Annotated in this window: 16 protein-coding genes; 2 read left to right on the forward strand and 14 right to left on the reverse strand. The window is 68.1% G+C overall.

What is annotated here, in order from left to right; translation table 11 throughout:
* Positions 1-45: 45 nt before the first annotated feature.
* The 5 genes from tolA to AQY21_RS16450 form a co-directional block, all read right to left on the reverse strand.
* Entirely contained in the window at positions 46-1,572 is a 1,527-nt protein-coding gene (gene tolA, locus AQY21_RS16430) for a cell envelope integrity protein TolA (protein ID WP_238986811.1), read from the reverse strand.
* Positions 1,565-2,029, reverse strand: coding sequence for an ExbD/TolR family protein (locus AQY21_RS16435; RefSeq protein WP_058098695.1), 465 nt, complete (start codon positions 2,027-2,029; stop codon positions 1,565-1,567). Before AQY21_RS16435 ends, tolA begins: the two co-directional genes overlap by 8 nt.
* A gap of 1 nt (position 2,030) precedes the next feature.
* Complete coding sequence (gene tolQ / locus AQY21_RS16440) at positions 2,031-2,726, reverse strand: protein TolQ (RefSeq protein ID WP_058098696.1); 696 nt, start codon at positions 2,724-2,726, stop codon at positions 2,031-2,033.
* 103 nt (positions 2,727-2,829) lie between these two features.
* On the reverse strand, positions 2,830-3,234 hold the full coding sequence (ybgC, locus tag AQY21_RS16445; RefSeq protein WP_058098951.1) for a tol-pal system-associated acyl-CoA thioesterase: 405 nt from the start codon (positions 3,232-3,234) through the stop codon (positions 2,830-2,832).
* A gap of 98 nt (positions 3,235-3,332) precedes the next feature.
* Positions 3,333-3,917 (reverse strand): hypothetical protein, encoded by a 585-nt coding sequence (locus tag AQY21_RS16450; protein WP_058098697.1) that lies wholly within the window; start codon positions 3,915-3,917, stop codon positions 3,333-3,335.
* A 536-nt stretch (positions 3,918-4,453) separates the two neighbouring features.
* Here AQY21_RS16450 and AQY21_RS16455 point away from each other — a divergent pair.
* Entirely contained in the window at positions 4,454-4,801 is a 348-nt protein-coding gene (locus tag AQY21_RS16455) for a DUF488 domain-containing protein (RefSeq protein ID WP_058098698.1), read from the forward strand.
* Here AQY21_RS16455 and ggt read toward each other — a convergent pair.
* From ggt to AQY21_RS16490, 7 genes are all read right to left on the reverse strand, one after another.
* Entirely contained in the window at positions 4,795-6,534 is a 1,740-nt protein-coding gene (gene ggt, locus AQY21_RS16460) for a gamma-glutamyltransferase (RefSeq protein ID WP_203416545.1), read from the reverse strand. The genes AQY21_RS16455 and ggt overlap by 7 nt on opposite strands.
* A gap of 204 nt (positions 6,535-6,738) precedes the next feature.
* Entirely contained in the window at positions 6,739-9,291 is a 2,553-nt protein-coding gene (gene topA / locus AQY21_RS16465; RefSeq protein ID WP_058098700.1) for a type I DNA topoisomerase, read from the reverse strand.
* Between the two features lie 158 nt (positions 9,292-9,449).
* Positions 9,450-10,286: a ferredoxin--NADP reductase gene (locus tag AQY21_RS16470; RefSeq protein WP_058098701.1), complete on the reverse strand. Its 837-nt coding sequence runs from the start codon at positions 10,284-10,286 to the stop codon at positions 9,450-9,452.
* 54 nt (positions 10,287-10,340) lie between these two features.
* Positions 10,341-10,712 (reverse strand): DUF934 domain-containing protein, encoded by a 372-nt coding sequence (locus tag AQY21_RS16475; protein WP_058098702.1) that lies wholly within the window; start codon positions 10,710-10,712, stop codon positions 10,341-10,343.
* Positions 10,713-10,714: 2 nt separating this feature from the next.
* On the reverse strand, positions 10,715-11,440 hold the full coding sequence (locus AQY21_RS16480; RefSeq protein WP_058098703.1) for a phosphoadenylyl-sulfate reductase: 726 nt from the start codon (positions 11,438-11,440) through the stop codon (positions 10,715-10,717).
* The gene (locus AQY21_RS16485; protein ID WP_058098704.1) at positions 11,433-13,088 is read right to left on the reverse strand and encodes a nitrite/sulfite reductase; all 1,656 of its coding nucleotides are present in this window, start codon (positions 13,086-13,088) and stop codon (positions 11,433-11,435) included. Before AQY21_RS16485 ends, AQY21_RS16480 begins: the two co-directional genes overlap by 8 nt.
* The gene (locus AQY21_RS16490; RefSeq protein ID WP_058098705.1) at positions 13,081-13,425 is read right to left on the reverse strand and encodes a DUF2849 domain-containing protein; all 345 of its coding nucleotides are present in this window, start codon (positions 13,423-13,425) and stop codon (positions 13,081-13,083) included. Before AQY21_RS16490 ends, AQY21_RS16485 begins: the two co-directional genes overlap by 8 nt.
* Positions 13,426-13,547: 122 nt before the next feature.
* Between AQY21_RS16490 and AQY21_RS16495 the strand changes: the two genes are divergently transcribed.
* Positions 13,548-14,030, forward strand: coding sequence for an Lrp/AsnC family transcriptional regulator (locus tag AQY21_RS16495; RefSeq protein WP_058098706.1), 483 nt, complete (start codon positions 13,548-13,550; stop codon positions 14,028-14,030).
* 49 nt (positions 14,031-14,079) lie between these two features.
* On the opposite strand, the gene AQY21_RS16500 is transcribed toward AQY21_RS16495, so the two are convergent.
* Together AQY21_RS16500 and AQY21_RS16505 are read right to left on the reverse strand one after the other, a co-directional pair.
* Positions 14,080-15,183: a pyridoxal phosphate-dependent aminotransferase gene (locus tag AQY21_RS16500; RefSeq protein WP_058098952.1), complete on the reverse strand. Its 1,104-nt coding sequence runs from the start codon at positions 15,181-15,183 to the stop codon at positions 14,080-14,082.
* A gap of 168 nt (positions 15,184-15,351) precedes the next feature.
* A complete protein-coding gene (locus AQY21_RS16505; RefSeq protein ID WP_028713408.1) occupies positions 15,352-15,588 on the reverse strand; it encodes an Lrp/AsnC ligand binding domain-containing protein in 237 nt (78 codons plus the stop codon).
* Positions 15,589-15,593 lie beyond the last annotated feature (5 nt).

Raw genomic sequence — 15,593 nt, forward strand, 5'->3', positions numbered from 1 at the left:
GCAGGATAGAGTGTCGCGCAGCGGGATGCCATGTGGGATGCCATATCACTTCACCCGCGCGCCGCCGCTGGCGTTGAAGTCGATGATGACGTCCTTCCAGCGGTTGTATTTTTCCGGCGGCAGCTTGTAGCCGCCCTTTTCGCACATCAGGATCGCCCGGCGCGCCGCCTCGTAGGCTTGCTTCGCCGCCGCGTCCGAGCCGCCGTCATGGCCGATCATGCGCAGCGAGCCCTTTTCCACCGTGCCGTCCGGCGCCATCGCGAATTGCACCGAAACCGTGGTCCGGCTGGCCTCGGTCGACAGCGAGCCGCGGTTCCAGCATTGCTCGACCGCGACGCGGAAGCCGTCCTTTTCGCCCTGGCTCAGCGGCGGCCCGTTCGCCGCGGCCCCGCCGCCACCCGAACCGCCCGAGCCCTGGTCCTGCATCGCCTCGGCCAGCGCGGCCTGCTTGGCGGCCTCGGCGGCCTTGCGCTCTGCCTCGGCCTGTTCGCGGGCCTTGGCCTCCGCGGCTGCCTTCTCGGCCGCCTTCTTCTCGGCGGCAGCGCGTTCGGCGGCGGCCTTTTCCTCGGCTTCCTTGCGGGCCTGGGCCTCGGCGGCCTTCCTCTCGGCCTCGGCCTTCTCGGCCGCAGCCTTCTCGGCGGCCGCCTTTTCGGCAGCGGCGCGGCGCTCGGCCTCGGCCCTGCGCTCGGCAGCGCGTTTCTCGGCGGCGGCTTCGTCGGCGGCGGCCCTCTCGGCGGCTTCGGCAGCGGCAAGGCGGCGAGCGCGCTCGGCAACCTCCTCGGCCTTGCGGGCCGCCTCGGTCTCGGCCTGCCTGCGCTCGGCCTCGCGGCGCTCGTCCCGTGCGCGCTCCTCGGCGGCGCGGCGGGCGGCAGCTTCCTCGGCCTGGGCGGCGGCGGCACGCTCGGCGGCGGCCTCGGCCTCTTGCCGGGCCAGCAATTGCTCGCGCTGGCGTGCCGCCTCCGCCGCCTGGCGGCGGGCCTGCACGGCCTCGGCCAGCCCTTCGGGGCGGCCGCGCGGACGGGCCGATTCGACCGGGGCCAGCGCCGAACGCTGCGGGATCGGCGCCGGCGACTGCGGCTGCGCGGGGTTGCGCGCCGGATCGGGGCGGTCGGAGTTCTGCGGCAACGCCGCCAACTCGACGGTGTTCTCGGGCTCGGCGGGACGCGGCGCATCGGTCGCCACGGCGACGGGCCGGTTCGGGGTCTGGAAATCCGACAGGTCCGGCCGCGCCTCGGGCCGGGACGGGGGCGTGGTCAATTCCGCCGCCTGCGCATCGGGGGCGGGCGGGCTCACCGCCTCGACCTCGCCCAGCCGGTTTTCGTCGGCAGGCGGGCGCGGTTGGGCCGGCGTGGTCGCGGCCGCATCGGAGACCGGGCCGCGCCCGGCAGCGGCGGCGGCCAGCGACTGGAACTCGGCCTCGGACATGGTCGCGACCTCGGCCATGCGCACCGCCTCCAGCGGCTGCGGCCGGAACAGCGCGCCGCCGACCAGGGCCGCGCCCAGCAGCCCGGCGTGACCGATGCCCGAGATCCAGAAGCCGATGCGTTCCGCCCGATCCATGGCTTCAGCCATCCGCGCCCGCGTCCATCCGCGGCCCGCCGGCCTCGGTCACCAGGACGATATTGTTGAAGCCGGCCGCGTTCAGCGCCCCCATGACCTGCATGATCCGGGCATAGGGGATCGAGCCGTCGGCGCGCAGGTAGATCTTGTCGCTCTGCCGTTCGGCGGCGACGGCGCGCAGCCGGGTGACCAGCTCATCCTCGGGCACCTCGCTGGTCATGACCAGGATCGGCCCCTCGGGGGTGACCGAGACGCTCAGCGGCTCCTCGGGCTCGGCGGGCACGGCCTGGGCGGCGGTCTTGGGCAGTTCCAGCGGCACGCCCCCGGTCAGAAGCGGCGCCGCCACCATGAAGATGATCAGCAGCACCAGCATCACGTCCACGAAAGGCGTGACGTTGATTTCCGCCATCGGCTGGCTGCGGGTGCGACCCTTGCCGTTGCGGCTGCGTTTGACGACCCCGGCACCCATCTTATTCGTCGTCCAGCTGGCGCGAGAGGATGGTCGAGAACTCGTCGGCGAAGGTCTCGTATCCCCCGGTGATGCGGTCGGCGTCCGAGCTGAGCTTGTTGTAGAAGATCACCGCCGGAATCGCCGCCAGCAGGCCAAGCGCCGTCGCCACCAGCGCCTCGGCGATGCCCGGCGCCACCACGGCCAGCGAGGTGTTCTGCGAGATCGCGATCTCCTCGAAGGCGGTCTTGATGCCCCAGACGGTGCCGAACAGGCCGATGAAGGGCGCGGTCGAGCCCACCGTGGCCAGGAAGGGCAGGCCGCGGGTCAGGCGGTCGTTCTCGCGGTTGATGGTGACGTTCATGGCGCGGTCGATGCGCGCGGTCACCCCGGCGATCAGGTTGCCGTCGTCGCGATGGCTGCGCCGCCATTCGGCCATGCCCGAGGAAAAGATCCGCTCGGCCGGGCCCGAGGGCGTCTCGCCGATGCGGTCGTAAAGATCGTCCAGCGGCTGGCCCGACCAGAAGGCGCGGTCGAAGCGGTCCGCCTCGCGCCGGGCGGCGTTGAAGGCAATGAACTTCTGGATGATGATCGCCCAGGCCCAGAACGAGGCCAGGATCAGGATCACCATGACGATCTGGACGGTCAGCGAGGCGCGCGCGAACAGCGCGATGAGCGAGAAATCGACCGGCTGCCCGGCTCCGGCGAGTTGTTCCATGGAATTCGGCCTGTCCTTTGGGCCGCTAAAGATGCGGCTTCTGCTGAAAGGCCAGTTAGCAGAACCGCCCAACGGAGCAACCCCGGGCCGCGTCAATTCTGCGTCAATTGCCCGCGAGACCGCCGGCCCCGAGCCGCGCCGCCACCTCGGCGGGGATGCGTGCCGGCCGGCCGGATGCGGCCAGGCAGGCCAGGGTGACGCGGGCCTGGAACAGCGTCCGGCCGTCGCGGATGACGGCCTGGTCCAGCACGATCCGCGCCGGGCTGAGCGCGTGGAGCCGCGATTCGACCGCCACGAGATCCTCGAAACGGGCCGGCGACAGGTAGTCGGCCTCGACCCGGCGCACGGCGAAGACCAGTCCGGCGCGCTGCAAGGCCGCCTGGTCCACGCCGAGTTCGCGCAGCCATTCCGAGCGGGCGCGCTCGATGAACTTCAGGTAATTCGCATAATAGACGATCCCGGCGAGATCGGTGTCCTCGTAATAGATGCGGATCGCGAAACGGTGCATGGCGGTCCCGGCCGGCAAGGAAGAAAGGGGGTTTTCCACCCCCGTCGCCTGCGGCGACTCCCCCGGAGGATATTTGGACACGGAAGACATGCAAACGGTCATTGCCGCAGGCGCGCGGCGAGCCGCAAGGCATGCGAGGGATCGGTCGCCACGGCCGGCATCACCGGGTCATAGGCGGCGCGGATCAGCGCCGCCAGTTCCCGCGTCGGCGTGACATCGCGGGCAAAGCTCAGCATGGCGCGCATGGCCACGGTCTCGGCCAGCTGGGCGGGATGGGCCTCGGCCAGGGCCCCGCCCATGTTCACAAACCCGATGCAGGCCCGGATGGCGCCGCCGGCGTCGAAACGCAACAGCCGATACTGCTCGGCATCGCTGCCCTGCAACCGCGCCGCCAGGCCGGGCTGGCCGGTCAGCCGGTCGAGATCGGGCAGATCCTGCAACTCCTGCCAGCCACGCAGGAAAAAGGTCATCAGGTTCGCCCCCATCTCGGGATCGGTCTCGGCGATCGGATGGCGGGCATCGGCCAGCACCGCCCGGATGGCGTCGCGAAACACCGGCATGCTTTCATCGGCCAGGCCGAAGATCACCGGTGCCACCGGCCGTCCCCAGCGCGCGCAAAGATAGCGCCCGTCGCGGGTGAACAGCTCGGCGATGGTTTCGGGGGTCAGGGCGGTCTGCGTCATGGCGCGACCATAGCCCGCGCCGGGGGCGGAGGAAAGCGCCCCGGGGACGGGCGATGCAGGCTCAGCGCCTGCATCGGATTGCTGCGGGTCGTCAGGGCAGACTGGCAGCGTCCGCGGCCACGTTGGCAAGGACGACCTCGGGCCGGTCGAGGGCAGGATCGCAATATCCGCCACATCGAGATCCCGCGCGATCTTGCCCCCTTCCAGCATCGGAAGCGGCTTGGGGCGGAGCCTCGGCCGGATCGCCGTTGCGGCATTTCCCTCTCAGTCGATGAGGGCCGCTTCGGTTGCGGCCGCCGTTCGTCCTCGCTGACGCCTTGCGGCCGCTCGGTCACCGCAGGCTTGAAACCCTGCCCAAGCCGAACGCATCGGCGCCGCAATGGCTGGCGATGGTCACTGATGGCGGCATCCGCGCTGGATCGGGCTCTCCGCTTTCCCATGTGAACCGACGCGGTTTCGCCCGTCTCGAAAATCCGTGGCAAGGCGAAGGGAACCCGACGACCCGCCCGGGAATTTCCCTGTGAAAGAGGCTTGTCATGACCGACATTTCCCTTCGACGCGCCTATGATCCGCCCCTGCCGCAAGAGGGCTGCAAGGTGCTGGTGGACCGCATCTGGCCGCGCGGAATCAGCCGCGAGACGTTGGGGGCGGATCTCTGGCTGAAAGAGATCGCGCCCTCGGACGAATTGCGGCACTGGTTCGACCACGATCCCCAGAAATGGCCCGAGTTCCGCCGGCGCTATGCGGCGGAACTGGACGCCAATCCCGAAGCCTTGCGCGAATTGCGCGCGTTGATCCGCAAGGGCCCGGTCACGCTGCTCTATGGCGCCAGGGACACCGAGCACAACAATGCCGTCGCCCTGCGCGACTACCTGGCTCAGTAGCCCAGCGTCGCCGCATCCGGCCGGCGCGGGTCCGAGGCGCCGTAGAGCGTCCCCGTCGCCGGATCGCGCATGATCGACTGGGTCGAGCCCATCGCCTCCTTGACCGCGACGGTATGGCCCTTGGCCTGGAGAATGCGGATGGTGTCGAGGCTGATGCCCTCCTCCACGCGCAGCTCGTCGGGCAGCCATTGGTGATGGATGCGCGGCGCGGTCGAGGCCTCGGCCACGTTCATGCCGTGGTCGATCATGTTCATCACCACCTGCAGGACCGTGGTGATGATCCGCGCCCCGCCGGGCGAGCCGGTGACCAGCCAGACCTTGCCGTCCTTGAGCACCATGGTCGGGGTCATCGACGAGAGCGGCCGCTTGCCCGGCTCGACCGCATTGGCGTCGCCGCCGACCAGGCCGAAGGCGTTGGGCACGCCGGGCTTGGCCGAGAAATCGTCCATCTCGTTGTTCATCAAGACACCCGTGCCCTCGGCCACCAGGCCCGAGCCATAGTTCAGGTTGATGGTATAGGTGTTCGAGACCGCATTGCCCTCCTTGTCCACCACCGAGAAATGCGTGGTCTGGTCGGATTCGTAAGGCGCGAGGTCGGCCGGCTTGATCATCACCGAGGGCGTGGCGAAATCGGCGCTGATCCTGCGGCGCATCTCGGCCGCGTAATCCTTGCCGGTCAGCGCCGCGACCGGCACATCGACGAAATCCGGGTCGCCCAGATATTCCGAGCGGTCGGCATAGGCCAGCTTCATCGCCTCGGCCATCAGGTGGATCGTCTCGCCGGAGTTCTGCCCCAGCGCCCCGACCGGATAGCCCTCCAGCGCGTTCAGGATCTGGATCAGGTGCACCCCGCCCGAGGAGGGTGGCGGCATCGACACGACCTCGTGGCCGCGATAGCTGCCGCGCACCGGCTCGCGTTCGACGGGCTTGTAGGCGGCCATGTCCTCGACGGTGATCAGCCCGCCCGCCTCCTGCACCGAGCGGGCGATGGCCTCGGCCACCTCGCCCTTGTAGAAGCCGTCCGGCCCGTCGGCGGCGATCTTCTTCAGCGTCGCCGCCAGGTCGGCCTGCACCAGCCGGTCGCCGGGCCGATAGGCCGCGCCACCCTCCTTGAAGAAGATCTTCGCGCTGGCGGGAAACTTCTCCAGATGCTCGCGCTCGGCCTCGATGCTGTCGGCGAGTTCCGGGGTGACGGTGATCCCCTCCTCGGCCAGCCGGATCGCGGGGGCGATGACCTCCGCCCAGCCTATGCTGCCGTATCTGTCCAGCGCCAGCTTCATCCCGGCCACCGTCCCCGGCACGCCCGAGGCCGCACCGCTGTAAAGCGACTTCTCGCTGTTGGCCTCGCCCGCCGCGTCCAGGAACATGTCGCGCGAGGCGGCCTGCGGCGCCATTTCGCGATAATCGATGGCATGGGTCTGGCCAGTCCCGGCATCATGCACCAGCATGAAGCCGCCGCCGCCGATATTGCCGGCGCGCGGCAGGGTAACGGCCAGGGCAAAGGCCACCGCCACGCCGGCATCGACCGCGTTGCCGCCCTTGGCCATGATGTCGCGGCCGATTTCGGCAGCCAGGCGCTCCTGCGCCGAAACCATGCCGTTTTCCGCCCAGACCGGGTGGATCCGGTCCATCACGTCGAAGATCGCGGCGTCCTGCGCCGCCGCCGGCAGCCCGATGCAGCCCGCCACCACCATGGCCGCCGCACGGCCCATCCCGACGATTCGATCCTTCATGGCATCCTCCGCTCAACCCTTGCGGGTCGAGCCTAGCAGCAGAACGGCTCGGATCAAAAAGCGAAACCCGCGACGATGCGCCAGCGTCCAGGCCGCGTCATGAGTATTTGTGAAACGGTGAAACATGCAGCACCTGATTTTCAGCGCAACCGCATGTTTCACCGTTTTCCAAATACTCAGAATCCGGCGGCGAAGCCGGGCGCTTTACCCAGCCTTCTTCGCCTTGGCAGCCGCCGGCTTCTTTGCGGCGGCCTTCTTTTCGGCCGGCTTTTTCGCAGCCGCCTTCTTCGCCGGCTTCTTGCCCGATTTCGCGGCCTTCTCGGCGATCAGTTCCAGCGCACGCTCCAGCGTGACCGAGTCCGGCTCCAGGTCGCGTGGCAGCGTCGCATTGACCTTGCCCCATTTGACATACGGCCCGTAGCGGCCGCTCATCACCTGCACCGGCCCGCCCTCGGGATGCTCGCCCAGTTCCGCCAGCGGCGCGGCGGCGGCCCTGCCGCGGGTGACCTTCTGGGCCAGCACCTCGACGGCGCGGTTCATGCCGATGGTGAAGACCTCGTCGACCTCCGGCAGGTTGGCGTATTTCGCGCCATGCTTCACATAGGGGCCATAGCGGCCGATGCCGGCCTCGACCGGGACGCCGTCCTCGGGATGCGGGCCGATCTCGCGCGGCAGGGCCAGCAGGGCCAGCGCCCGCTCCAGGTCCACAGAGGCCAGGTCCCAGCCCTTGGGGATCGAGGCGCGAGGCGGCTTCGGTTTCTCCGCCGTCGCCTCGCCGCGCTGCACGTAAGGGCCGAAGCGACCGTTCTTCAGGCTGATCTCATCGCCATTGTCCACGCCCAGCACGGCATCGCCCACCACCTCGGCATCGGGCGAGGAAATCGGCCGGGTAAAGCGGCAATCGGGGTAGTTCGAGCAGCCGATGAAGGCTCCGCCCGAACGCGCCGTCTTCAGATGCAGCCGGCCCTTGTGGCAGAGCGGGCATTCGCGCGGATCCGAACCGTCGGGCCGCGGCGGGTAGAGATGCGGCGCCAGGGTCTCGTCGATCGCCTCCAGCACCTCGCCGATGCGCAGCTCGGAGGTGCCCTCCAGCGCCGCGGTGAAGTCCCGCCAGAAACGGCGCAGCACCTCGCGATAGGCGCGCTCGCCCGAGGAGATGTCGTCAAGTTCCCCCTCCAGGTTGGCGGTGAAGTCGTAGCTGACATAACGCGGGAAATATTTCAGCAGGAAGATCGTGACCAGCCGGCCCTTGTCCTCTGGGATCAGGCGGTTCTGCTCCTTGCGGACATAGTCGCGGTCCTGAATGGTGGTCACGATGCTGGCATAGGTCGAGGGCCGGCCGATCCCCAGCTCTTCCATGCGCTTGACCAGCGTCGCCTCGGTATAGCGTGGCGGCGCCTGGGTGAAATGCTGCTCGGGCGTGACGGCGCGCTTCTCGGCCGCCTCGCCCTCGTGAATCAGCGGCAGGCGCCGGCTGTCCTCGTCCTCCTCGTCGTCGCGGCCCTGGTCATAGACCCGCAGGAAGCCGTCGAACAGCATCACCTGCCCGTTGGCGCGCAGGCCGACCTGGCCGTCGGGGCTGGCGATCTCGACCGTGGTGCGCTCCATCCGCGCCGATTCCATCTGGCTGGCGATGGTGCGCTTCCAGATCAGGTCGTAAAGCGCCTTCTGGTCCTTGTCCGAGACCGGCAGCCGGTCGGGCGACAGCATCATGTCGGTCGGCCGGATGCATTCATGCGCCTCTTGCGCGTTCTTGGCCTTGTTCTTGTACATGCGCGGCGATTTCGGCAGGTATTCCGCTCCGAAGCGCGCCTTGATCGCGTCGCGCGCCGCCATCACCGCCTCGGGCGCCATGTCGATGCCGTCGGTGCGCATATAGGTGATGTGGCCCGCCTCGTAGAGCCGCTGCGCCGCCGACATGCAGGCCCGCGCGCCCAGGCCCAGCTTGCGGCTGGCCTCCTGCTGAAGGGTCGAGGTCATGAAGGGCGGCCAGGGATTGCGGCTGGCGGGCTTGGCAGCGACGCTGGCGACCTTCAACTCGCGCGAGGCGATCGCCGCCACGGCCAGCTTCGCAGCTTCCTCGTCGGCGATGTCGAAGCGTTCCAGCTTCTTGCCGCCGAAGACGGTCATGGTCGCGTCGTATTCGTCGCCGCGCGGCGTCGCCAGCCGGGCATGGACCGACCAGTATTCGCGGGCCTTGAAGGCCTCGATCTCCATCTCGCGATCGACGATGACGCGCAGGGCGACCGATTGCACCCGGCCGGCGGACTTGGCGCCGGGCAGCTTGCGCCACAGGACCGGCGACAGGTTGAAGCCGACCAGATAGTCCAGCGCCCGGCGCGCCAGATAGGCGTCGACCAGCGGCTGGTCGATCTGGCGCGGATTGGCCATGGCCTCGGTCACCGCCGCCTTGGTGATGGCGTTGAAGGTGACGCGGCTGACCTCGGCGCCCTTCTTCAGCGCCGGCGCCAGGGTTTCCAGCAGGTGCCAGGAAATCGCCTCGCCCTCGCGGTCGGGGTCGGTGGCCAGGATCAGGTTCGGGTCCGAGGCCAACGCGTCCTTGATCGCCTTGACGTGCTTTTTCGATTCCGAGGCGACTTCCCATTTCATGGCGAAATCCGCCTCGGGATCGACGCTGCCGTCCTTGGGCGGCAGGTCGCGCACATGCCCGAACGAGGCCAGAACCGTATAGTCGTCGCCCAGGTATTTGTTGATCGTTTTGGCCTTGGCCGGTGATTCAACGACGACGACGGGCATGAAGATTCCTTCGCTTGATTCGGCGCCGGAACATGGGCATCGCCCGGCGAACTGTCAACGCCGGGCTTCTTTCGTGTCCAAATATCCCGGGGGGAACGCCTTGCGTGCCCCATCCAGGGGCGCGCAAGGCGTGGGGGGCAGAGCCCCCCGCGCCACGTTCAAATGCCGTCGCCGACGAAGGCCTTCTCGACCACGAATTCCTTGGGATCGCTGTTGGCACCCTCGCGCAGGCCGAACCCTTCCAGCACCGCCTTCACATCGGTGTTGAAGGCCAGGCTGCCGCAGATCATGGCGCGGTCATTTGCCGCATCCATCGGCGGCAGGTTCAGGTCGGCGAACACCTTGCCCGAGGTCAGGTTGTCGGTGATGCGGCCCATGTATTGCGTCTCTTCCCGCGTGGTCGTGGGATAATACAGCAGCCGGTTGGCGAATTCCTCGCCATAGAGCTCGCCCAGCAGCGGGTCGTGCCGCAGGTTCTCGACCAGTTCGCGGCCATAGGCCAGCTCGTCGGCGGTGCGGCAGGTATGCATCATGATGACCTGCTCGTAGCGCTCATAGGTCTCGGGGTCGCGCATGAGCGAAGCGAAGGGCGCGATGCCGGTGCCAGTGGCCAGGAACCACATGCGCTTGCCGGGCAGGAGCGCGTCCAGCACCAGCGTGCCGACCGGCTTGGGCCGCAGGATGATCTGGTCGCCCGGCTGGATGTTCTGCAACCGCGAGGTCAGCGGCCCGTCCGGCACCTTGATCGAATAGAATTCCAGCTCCTCGTCCCAATTGGGCGAGGCGATGGAATAGGCGCGCAGGATCGGCTTGCCGTTGTCGTCCGGCAGGCCGATCATCACGAACTCGCCCGAGCGGAAGCGCAGGCTGGCCGGGCGCGTGACGCGGAACGAGAACAGCCGATCCGTCCAATGCCTGACCGAGGTCACGGTCTGGGCGTCGGGCAAGGTCTTGGCGGGTTTGGCGGCAAGGTCCACGGAAAGATCCAGTGTCATATTCGGGGTCCCGGTTTATCTAATGCATGGGAAGGCGGGGCGAAACCCCGGGTTTCAGCCGGCAAGCCGCGACCGATGGTCCCAGTCCTGCCAGTCGGCGCGATAGAGCCATTGCTCCTGCGGCTGGCGGGCGGCCAGCGCGGCCGGGATGCGCACCTCGTCGAAGCCGACGCGGCGGGCCATGGCATATTGGTCCGAGATCAGCCCGCCCACGGCGCGCAGCCGGCCCTTGTAGCCCTTTTCGCGCAGGATGCGGGCCAGCGAAAAGCCGCGCCCGTCCGTCATCGCCGGGAACTCGATGGCGATCAGCTCATGGTCCAGATAGTCGCCCAGGATCGCCGGATCGGTATCCGGCGCCAAGGTCACCGGCTCGGCCCCGTCATCGGGATGGAAACCGTCATCGCGGACAAGGAAGAAATCGCTCATGCCTACGCTCCTGTGCGGACCATGCGCCCGCCGATGAAATGGATGCCGCATTCGGTCTTCTGGCTGCCCCGCCAGCGGCCGGCGCGCGGATCCTCGCCCGGCTTGATGGGCGAGGTGCAGGGGGCGCAGCCGATCGAGGCATAGCCCTTGGCGACCAGCGGATGGCGCGGCAGGTTGTTCTCGGCCATGTAGTCCTGGACATCCTGGGGGCGCCAATGCGCCAGCGGATTGATGCGCAGCCGCGAAGGCGGCTCGGATTCGAAGAATTCCAGCTGCTGGCGCTCGCCGCCCTGGAAGCGTTTGCGCCCGGTGATCCAGGCGTCGAACTTCGACAGCTCGCGCTCCAGGGGGATGGTCTTGCGGAAATCGCAGCAGGCATCGGTGTTGAACTGGTGCAGCGTGCCGTCCGGGTCGTTCAGCGCCACCTCGCGTCCGGTGGCGCGGATCACCCGCACGTCGGTCAGCCCCAGCTTCTGGGTCACTTCCAGCTGGTAGTCCAGCGTCTCCTGGAACAGCATCATCGTGTCGATGAACAGCACCGGCGTCCCCGGAGCCACCACCGAAACCATGTGCAGAAGCACCACCGATTCCGCCCCGAAGCTCGAGACCAGCGTGGTCGAGCCCAGGTCGGGATCGCGCAACGCGCGCCGCAGCACCTCGGTCGCGGCGTGGTGGCGATAGCGGTCGTTCAGCCGCGCCGCGCGGGCATCCAGCGTCTGGTCAAGCATCGGCCGGATACAGCGCCGCCTTGAACGGAGCCACTCCCAGACGGCGATAGGCGTCGATGAAGCGCTCCTCGGGGGACTCGCGCAGTTCCAGATAGGCGTCGATCAGCCGGTCGATGGCCGGCACCACCTCTTCGGCCGGGAAACCCGCGCCGGCGCGCTGGCCGATGGCCGGGATGTCGTAGCCGTCGCCGCCCAGCGTGATCTGGTAGTTCTCGACCCCCGCGCGGTCCAGGCCCAGGATGCCGATATGGCCCAGGTGGTGGTGGCCGCAGGCGTTGATGCAGCCCGAGATGCGGATGTTGAACTTGCCGATTTCTTCCTCGAGGCCGCGGGCGCGGAAATGCGCCGCGATGTCCTGGGCGATCGGGATCGAGCGGGCGGTGGCCAGCGTGCAGTAGTCCATGCCCGGGCAAGCGACGATATCGCTGATCAGGCCCGCATTGGCGGTGGCGAGGCCGGCGGCCTTCAGCTCCTGATAGACCGCGAACAGGTCGGACTTGTGGACATGCGGCAGCACCACGTTCTGCTCGTGGCTGATGCGCAGGTCGTGATGGCCGAAACGCTCGGCCAGGTCCGCCAGCAGGCGCATCTGTTCAGCCGAGGCATCGCCCGGCGTCTGGCCCGGCGCCTTGAAGGTCACGGTGACGCTGGCATAGCCCTCCTGCTTGTGGGCCGACAGGTTGGTGTCGGTCCAGCTGCGGAAGGCGGGATTCGCGGCGCGGCGCTCTTCGTAGTCCCCTTCGGGCTCGTTGCGGAAGGCCGGCGGGGCATAGAGGCTTTTCAGCGCCGCCAGCAGGTCCTGGTCGGCACCGGTGAAGGCCTGGCGGCGGCGCTGGAACTCGGCCTCGATCTCCTCGCGCATCACGTCGAGGCCGCGCTCGGCCACGGTGATCTTGATGCGGGCCTTGTACTTGTTGTCGCGGCGGCCGGAGAGGTTGTAGGCGGCGATGATCGCCTCGATATAGGGCAGCAGATCGGCCTCGGGCAGATACTCGCGCACCACCTTGCCCAGCAGCGGCGTGCGGCCCAGGCCGCCACCGATCCAGACCTGATAGCCCAGCTCGCCCCTGTCGTTGCTGACCAGCCGCAAGCCGATGTCATGCGCGGCGATGACGGCACGGTCCTTCTTGCCGCCCGAGACGGCGATCTTGAACTTGCGCGGCAGGAACTGGAACTCGGCATGGTCGGTGGACCATTGCCGCAGCAGCTCGGCATAGGGGCGCGGATCGGCGACCTCGTCGGCGGCGGCGCCGGCGAAGGCGTCGGTGGTCACGTTGCGGATCGTGTTGCCCGAGGTCTGGATGGCGTGCAGGCCGACATCGGCCAGGGCGTCCAGCATGTCCGGGATATCGACCAGCTTCGGCCAGTTGTACTGGATGTTCTGCCGCGTGGTCCAATGGCCATAGCCCTTGTCCCATTTCTCGGCCAGAAGCGCCAGGGTGCGCATCTGGTCGGGGCTGATGGTGCCATAGGGAATGGCCACCCGCAGCATATAGGCATGCAATTGCAGGTATACGCCGTTCATCAGCCGCAGCGGCCGGAACTCGTCCTCGGTCAGGCTGCCGTCCAGCCGGCGCTCGACCTGCTGGCGGAACTGCTGGGCGCGGTGGCGGAGATATTCGTTATGCTGGGGACGCGCGTCAAACATTGCTGGCCTCGACTTCGGACTGGGCGAATTCGGCTTGCTTGCCATGGAAGTAGTTGGAGGGGCCGCGGCGGCGGAACGCCTCGCGGAAATGCGTGGGCTCCGGGCGGCCGTCGGGGCCACGGCGGGCCTCGGCCAGATAGGGACCGACGACGACATTGGCCTGGGCGATGGCGTCGAGCAGGGCCAGTTCGGCGATAGCCTCGTCCTCGAACAGCTCGGCCTCTCGCGGGTCGGCCGTCCAGCCGCCGTCGCGCATCCACACGCAATGGCCCATGCGCAGGTCATTCGCGGTGATGACGGCGGGGGTCGCGGGGGATGGGGTGAAGCCTTTGGACATGGCCTTGCCTTTCGTTTTCTCTGGCCCCTTTATAGAAAAAAATCCCCCATATTGACGAGTGGGGCGGAAAAATAAGAAACATGTCCTGCAAACAGGGTAAGCAAGCAGGACGAGATTTCAGAATGAGCGACGACCGACAAACACCCATCCGGCTGGACGACACTGACCGCAAAATCCTGTCCCTGCTGCAAGAGGACGCCACCCTGTCACTGGACGACATCGCGGCCCGAGTCGGCGCCTCCAAGACCCCGGTCTGGAACCGGATTCGCAAGCTGCGCGAGGCGGGAGTGATCCGTGGCCAGGTGGCCTTGCTGGACCCCGATGCCCTGGGGCTCGACGCCTGCTTCTTCGTGCTGATCCGCACCAGCGAGCACGATCCGGAATGGGCGCGCAAGTTCCTCAACGCCGTGCGCGCCCGGCCCGAGGTGATCGAAGCGCACCGGCTGGCCGGCGACATCGACTATATCCTCAAGGTGCGGGTGCGCAACGCGCGGGCCTATGACCGCTTCTATCAGGCGCTGATCTCGGAGGTGAAGATCCACAACGTCACCGCGCTCCTGTCGATGGAGGAGCTGAAGGCGACCACAGCGCTCCCGCTGGACTGACCTGCGCCCGCGGCGCTGCCGCATGGGTATTTGGACAACGAAGAAGCGGTCAGGCCAACGCCTTGAGTGCGCGGGGCAGCGCCTCGGCCAGGACAGCGAGCTCCGGCTCGGGCGCGCAGGAGACGCGGATGCAGCGATCCAGCGGCGCCACACCGGGCATGCGCACGAAAACGCCCTGCCCGGCCAGCGCCTGCAACAGGGCATGGGCGAAGGCGCCGTCGCGATGCGTGTCGAGGGCGACGAAATTCGTCGCCGAAGGCAGGGCGGTCAGACCGTTGGAGCGGGCGATGGCACTGATGCGGTCGCGCGCAGTGGCGACCTCGCTGCGGATATGGGCCAGCCAGTCCGCATCCTCGAGCGCGGCCAGCGCGCCGATCTGCGCCGTGCGGTTCATGCCGAAATGGTTGCGGATGCGGTCGAAACCGGCGATCAGCTCGGCCGGGCCGATGGCATAGCCGACCCGGGCGCCGGCCATGGCATGGGCCTTGGAGAAGGTGCGGAAGCGGATCACCCGCATATCCTCGGGATCGATCGCCGGGATCGCCTCGGCGGGGGCGAATTCGGCATAGGCTTCGTCCAGGACCAGCAGGCTGCCCTGCGGCAGATCCTCGAGCATGGCCTCGATGCGGCGGCCGGGATGCCAGCTGCCCATCGGGTTGTCCGGGTTCGCCAGATAGACCAGCCGCGCGCCATGGCGATGCGCGGCTGCGGCCAGCGCCTCCGGATCCTCGGCATCGTCGCGATAGGGCACCTTCACCAGCCGGCCGCCGAAACCCGCGACATGATAGTTGAAGGTCGGATAGGCCCCGTCCGAGGTCACCACCACCTCGCCCGGCGCCAGCATCAGCCGCACCAGCAGGCCCAGCAGCCCGTCGATCCCCTCGCCGACAATGACATTCTCCGGCGCCACCCCATGATGCCCGGCCAGCGCATGGCGCAGGTCGTGGCTGTCCGGATCGCCGTATTTCCAGATCTCGGTCGCCGCCCGCGCCATGGCCTCGACCGCCCGGGGCGAGGGGCCGAAGCCGTTCTCATTGGCGCCCAGCCGGGCGCGAAACGGCGCGCCGCGCCGCCGCTCCAGCGTCTCGGGGCCGGTAAAGGGAACCGTCGCTGGCAGCGCGGCAACGATGGGAGCGAAACGAAAGCGAGTCATGCCGCCACAGAAACCGCAAAGCCGCTGCGCGCGCAAGGGCGCCCGCTTCCAGGGTTTCTTCCGTGGACAAATATCCTGGGGGGTGAGGAGCGCCCGGAAAAAGGTCCGGTGGACCTTTTTCAGCGACGAGCGGGGCGAAGCCCCAGGGCGCCGCAGGCGCGGCGCCCCCTAGAACGCCTTGAAGGTGATCGTCGTCAGCGTCCGCACGATATGCGGGATGTCGAACAGCTTTTCGGAAAGGTAATGCCCGACATCCTGGTCCTCGGGCACATAGATCTTGGCCAGCAGGTCGTAATCGCCCGAGGTCGAGTAAAGCTCGCTGACGATCTCGCGGTCATAGATGGCGTCGGCGACCTCGTAGGTCTTGCCGGGCGAGCAACGGAACTGGACGAAAACCGGGCGCATGACGG

This window comes from Paracoccus sp. MKU1 (genome assembly GCF_001447385.1).
GTDB lineage: Bacteria > Pseudomonadota > Alphaproteobacteria > Rhodobacterales > Rhodobacteraceae > Paracoccus.

Bases quoted from the DNA above. Each gene is read 5' to 3' on its own strand.
- tolA (WP_238986811.1), bottom strand. From the start codon at position 1,572: ATGGCTGAAGCCATGGATCGGGCGGAACGCATCGGCTTCTGGATCTCG.
- AQY21_RS16435 (WP_058098695.1), bottom strand. From the start codon at position 2,029: ATGGGTGCCGGGGTCGTCAAACGCAGCCGCAACGGCAAGGGTCGCACC.
- tolQ (WP_058098696.1), bottom strand. From the start codon at position 2,726: ATGGAACAACTCGCCGGAGCCGGGCAGCCGGTCGATTTCTCGCTCATC.
- ybgC (WP_058098951.1), bottom strand. From the start codon at position 3,234: ATGCACCGTTTCGCGATCCGCATCTATTACGAGGACACCGATCTCGCC.
- AQY21_RS16450 (WP_058098697.1), bottom strand. From the start codon at position 3,917: ATGACGCAGACCGCCCTGACCCCCGAAACCATCGCCGAGCTGTTCACC.
- AQY21_RS16455 (WP_058098698.1), top strand. From the start codon at position 4,454: ATGACCGACATTTCCCTTCGACGCGCCTATGATCCGCCCCTGCCGCAA.
- ggt (WP_203416545.1), bottom strand. From the start codon at position 6,534: ATGAAGGATCGAATCGTCGGGATGGGCCGTGCGGCGGCCATGGTGGTG.
- topA (WP_058098700.1), bottom strand. From the start codon at position 9,291: ATGCCCGTCGTCGTCGTTGAATCACCGGCCAAGGCCAAAACGATCAAC.
- AQY21_RS16470 (WP_058098701.1), bottom strand. From the start codon at position 10,286: ATGACACTGGATCTTTCCGTGGACCTTGCCGCCAAACCCGCCAAGACC.
- AQY21_RS16475 (WP_058098702.1), bottom strand. From the start codon at position 10,712: ATGAGCGATTTCTTCCTTGTCCGCGATGACGGTTTCCATCCCGATGAC.
- AQY21_RS16480 (WP_058098703.1), bottom strand. From the start codon at position 11,440: ATGCTTGACCAGACGCTGGATGCCCGCGCGGCGCGGCTGAACGACCGC.
- AQY21_RS16485 (WP_058098704.1), bottom strand. From the start codon at position 13,088: ATGTTTGACGCGCGTCCCCAGCATAACGAATATCTCCGCCACCGCGCC.
- AQY21_RS16490 (WP_058098705.1), bottom strand. From the start codon at position 13,425: ATGTCCAAAGGCTTCACCCCATCCCCCGCGACCCCCGCCGTCATCACC.
- AQY21_RS16495 (WP_058098706.1), top strand. From the start codon at position 13,548: ATGAGCGACGACCGACAAACACCCATCCGGCTGGACGACACTGACCGC.
- AQY21_RS16500 (WP_058098952.1), bottom strand. From the start codon at position 15,183: ATGACTCGCTTTCGTTTCGCTCCCATCGTTGCCGCGCTGCCAGCGACG.
- AQY21_RS16505 (WP_028713408.1), bottom strand. From the start codon at position 15,588: ATGCGCCCGGTTTTCGTCCAGTTCCGTTGCTCGCCCGGCAAGACCTAC.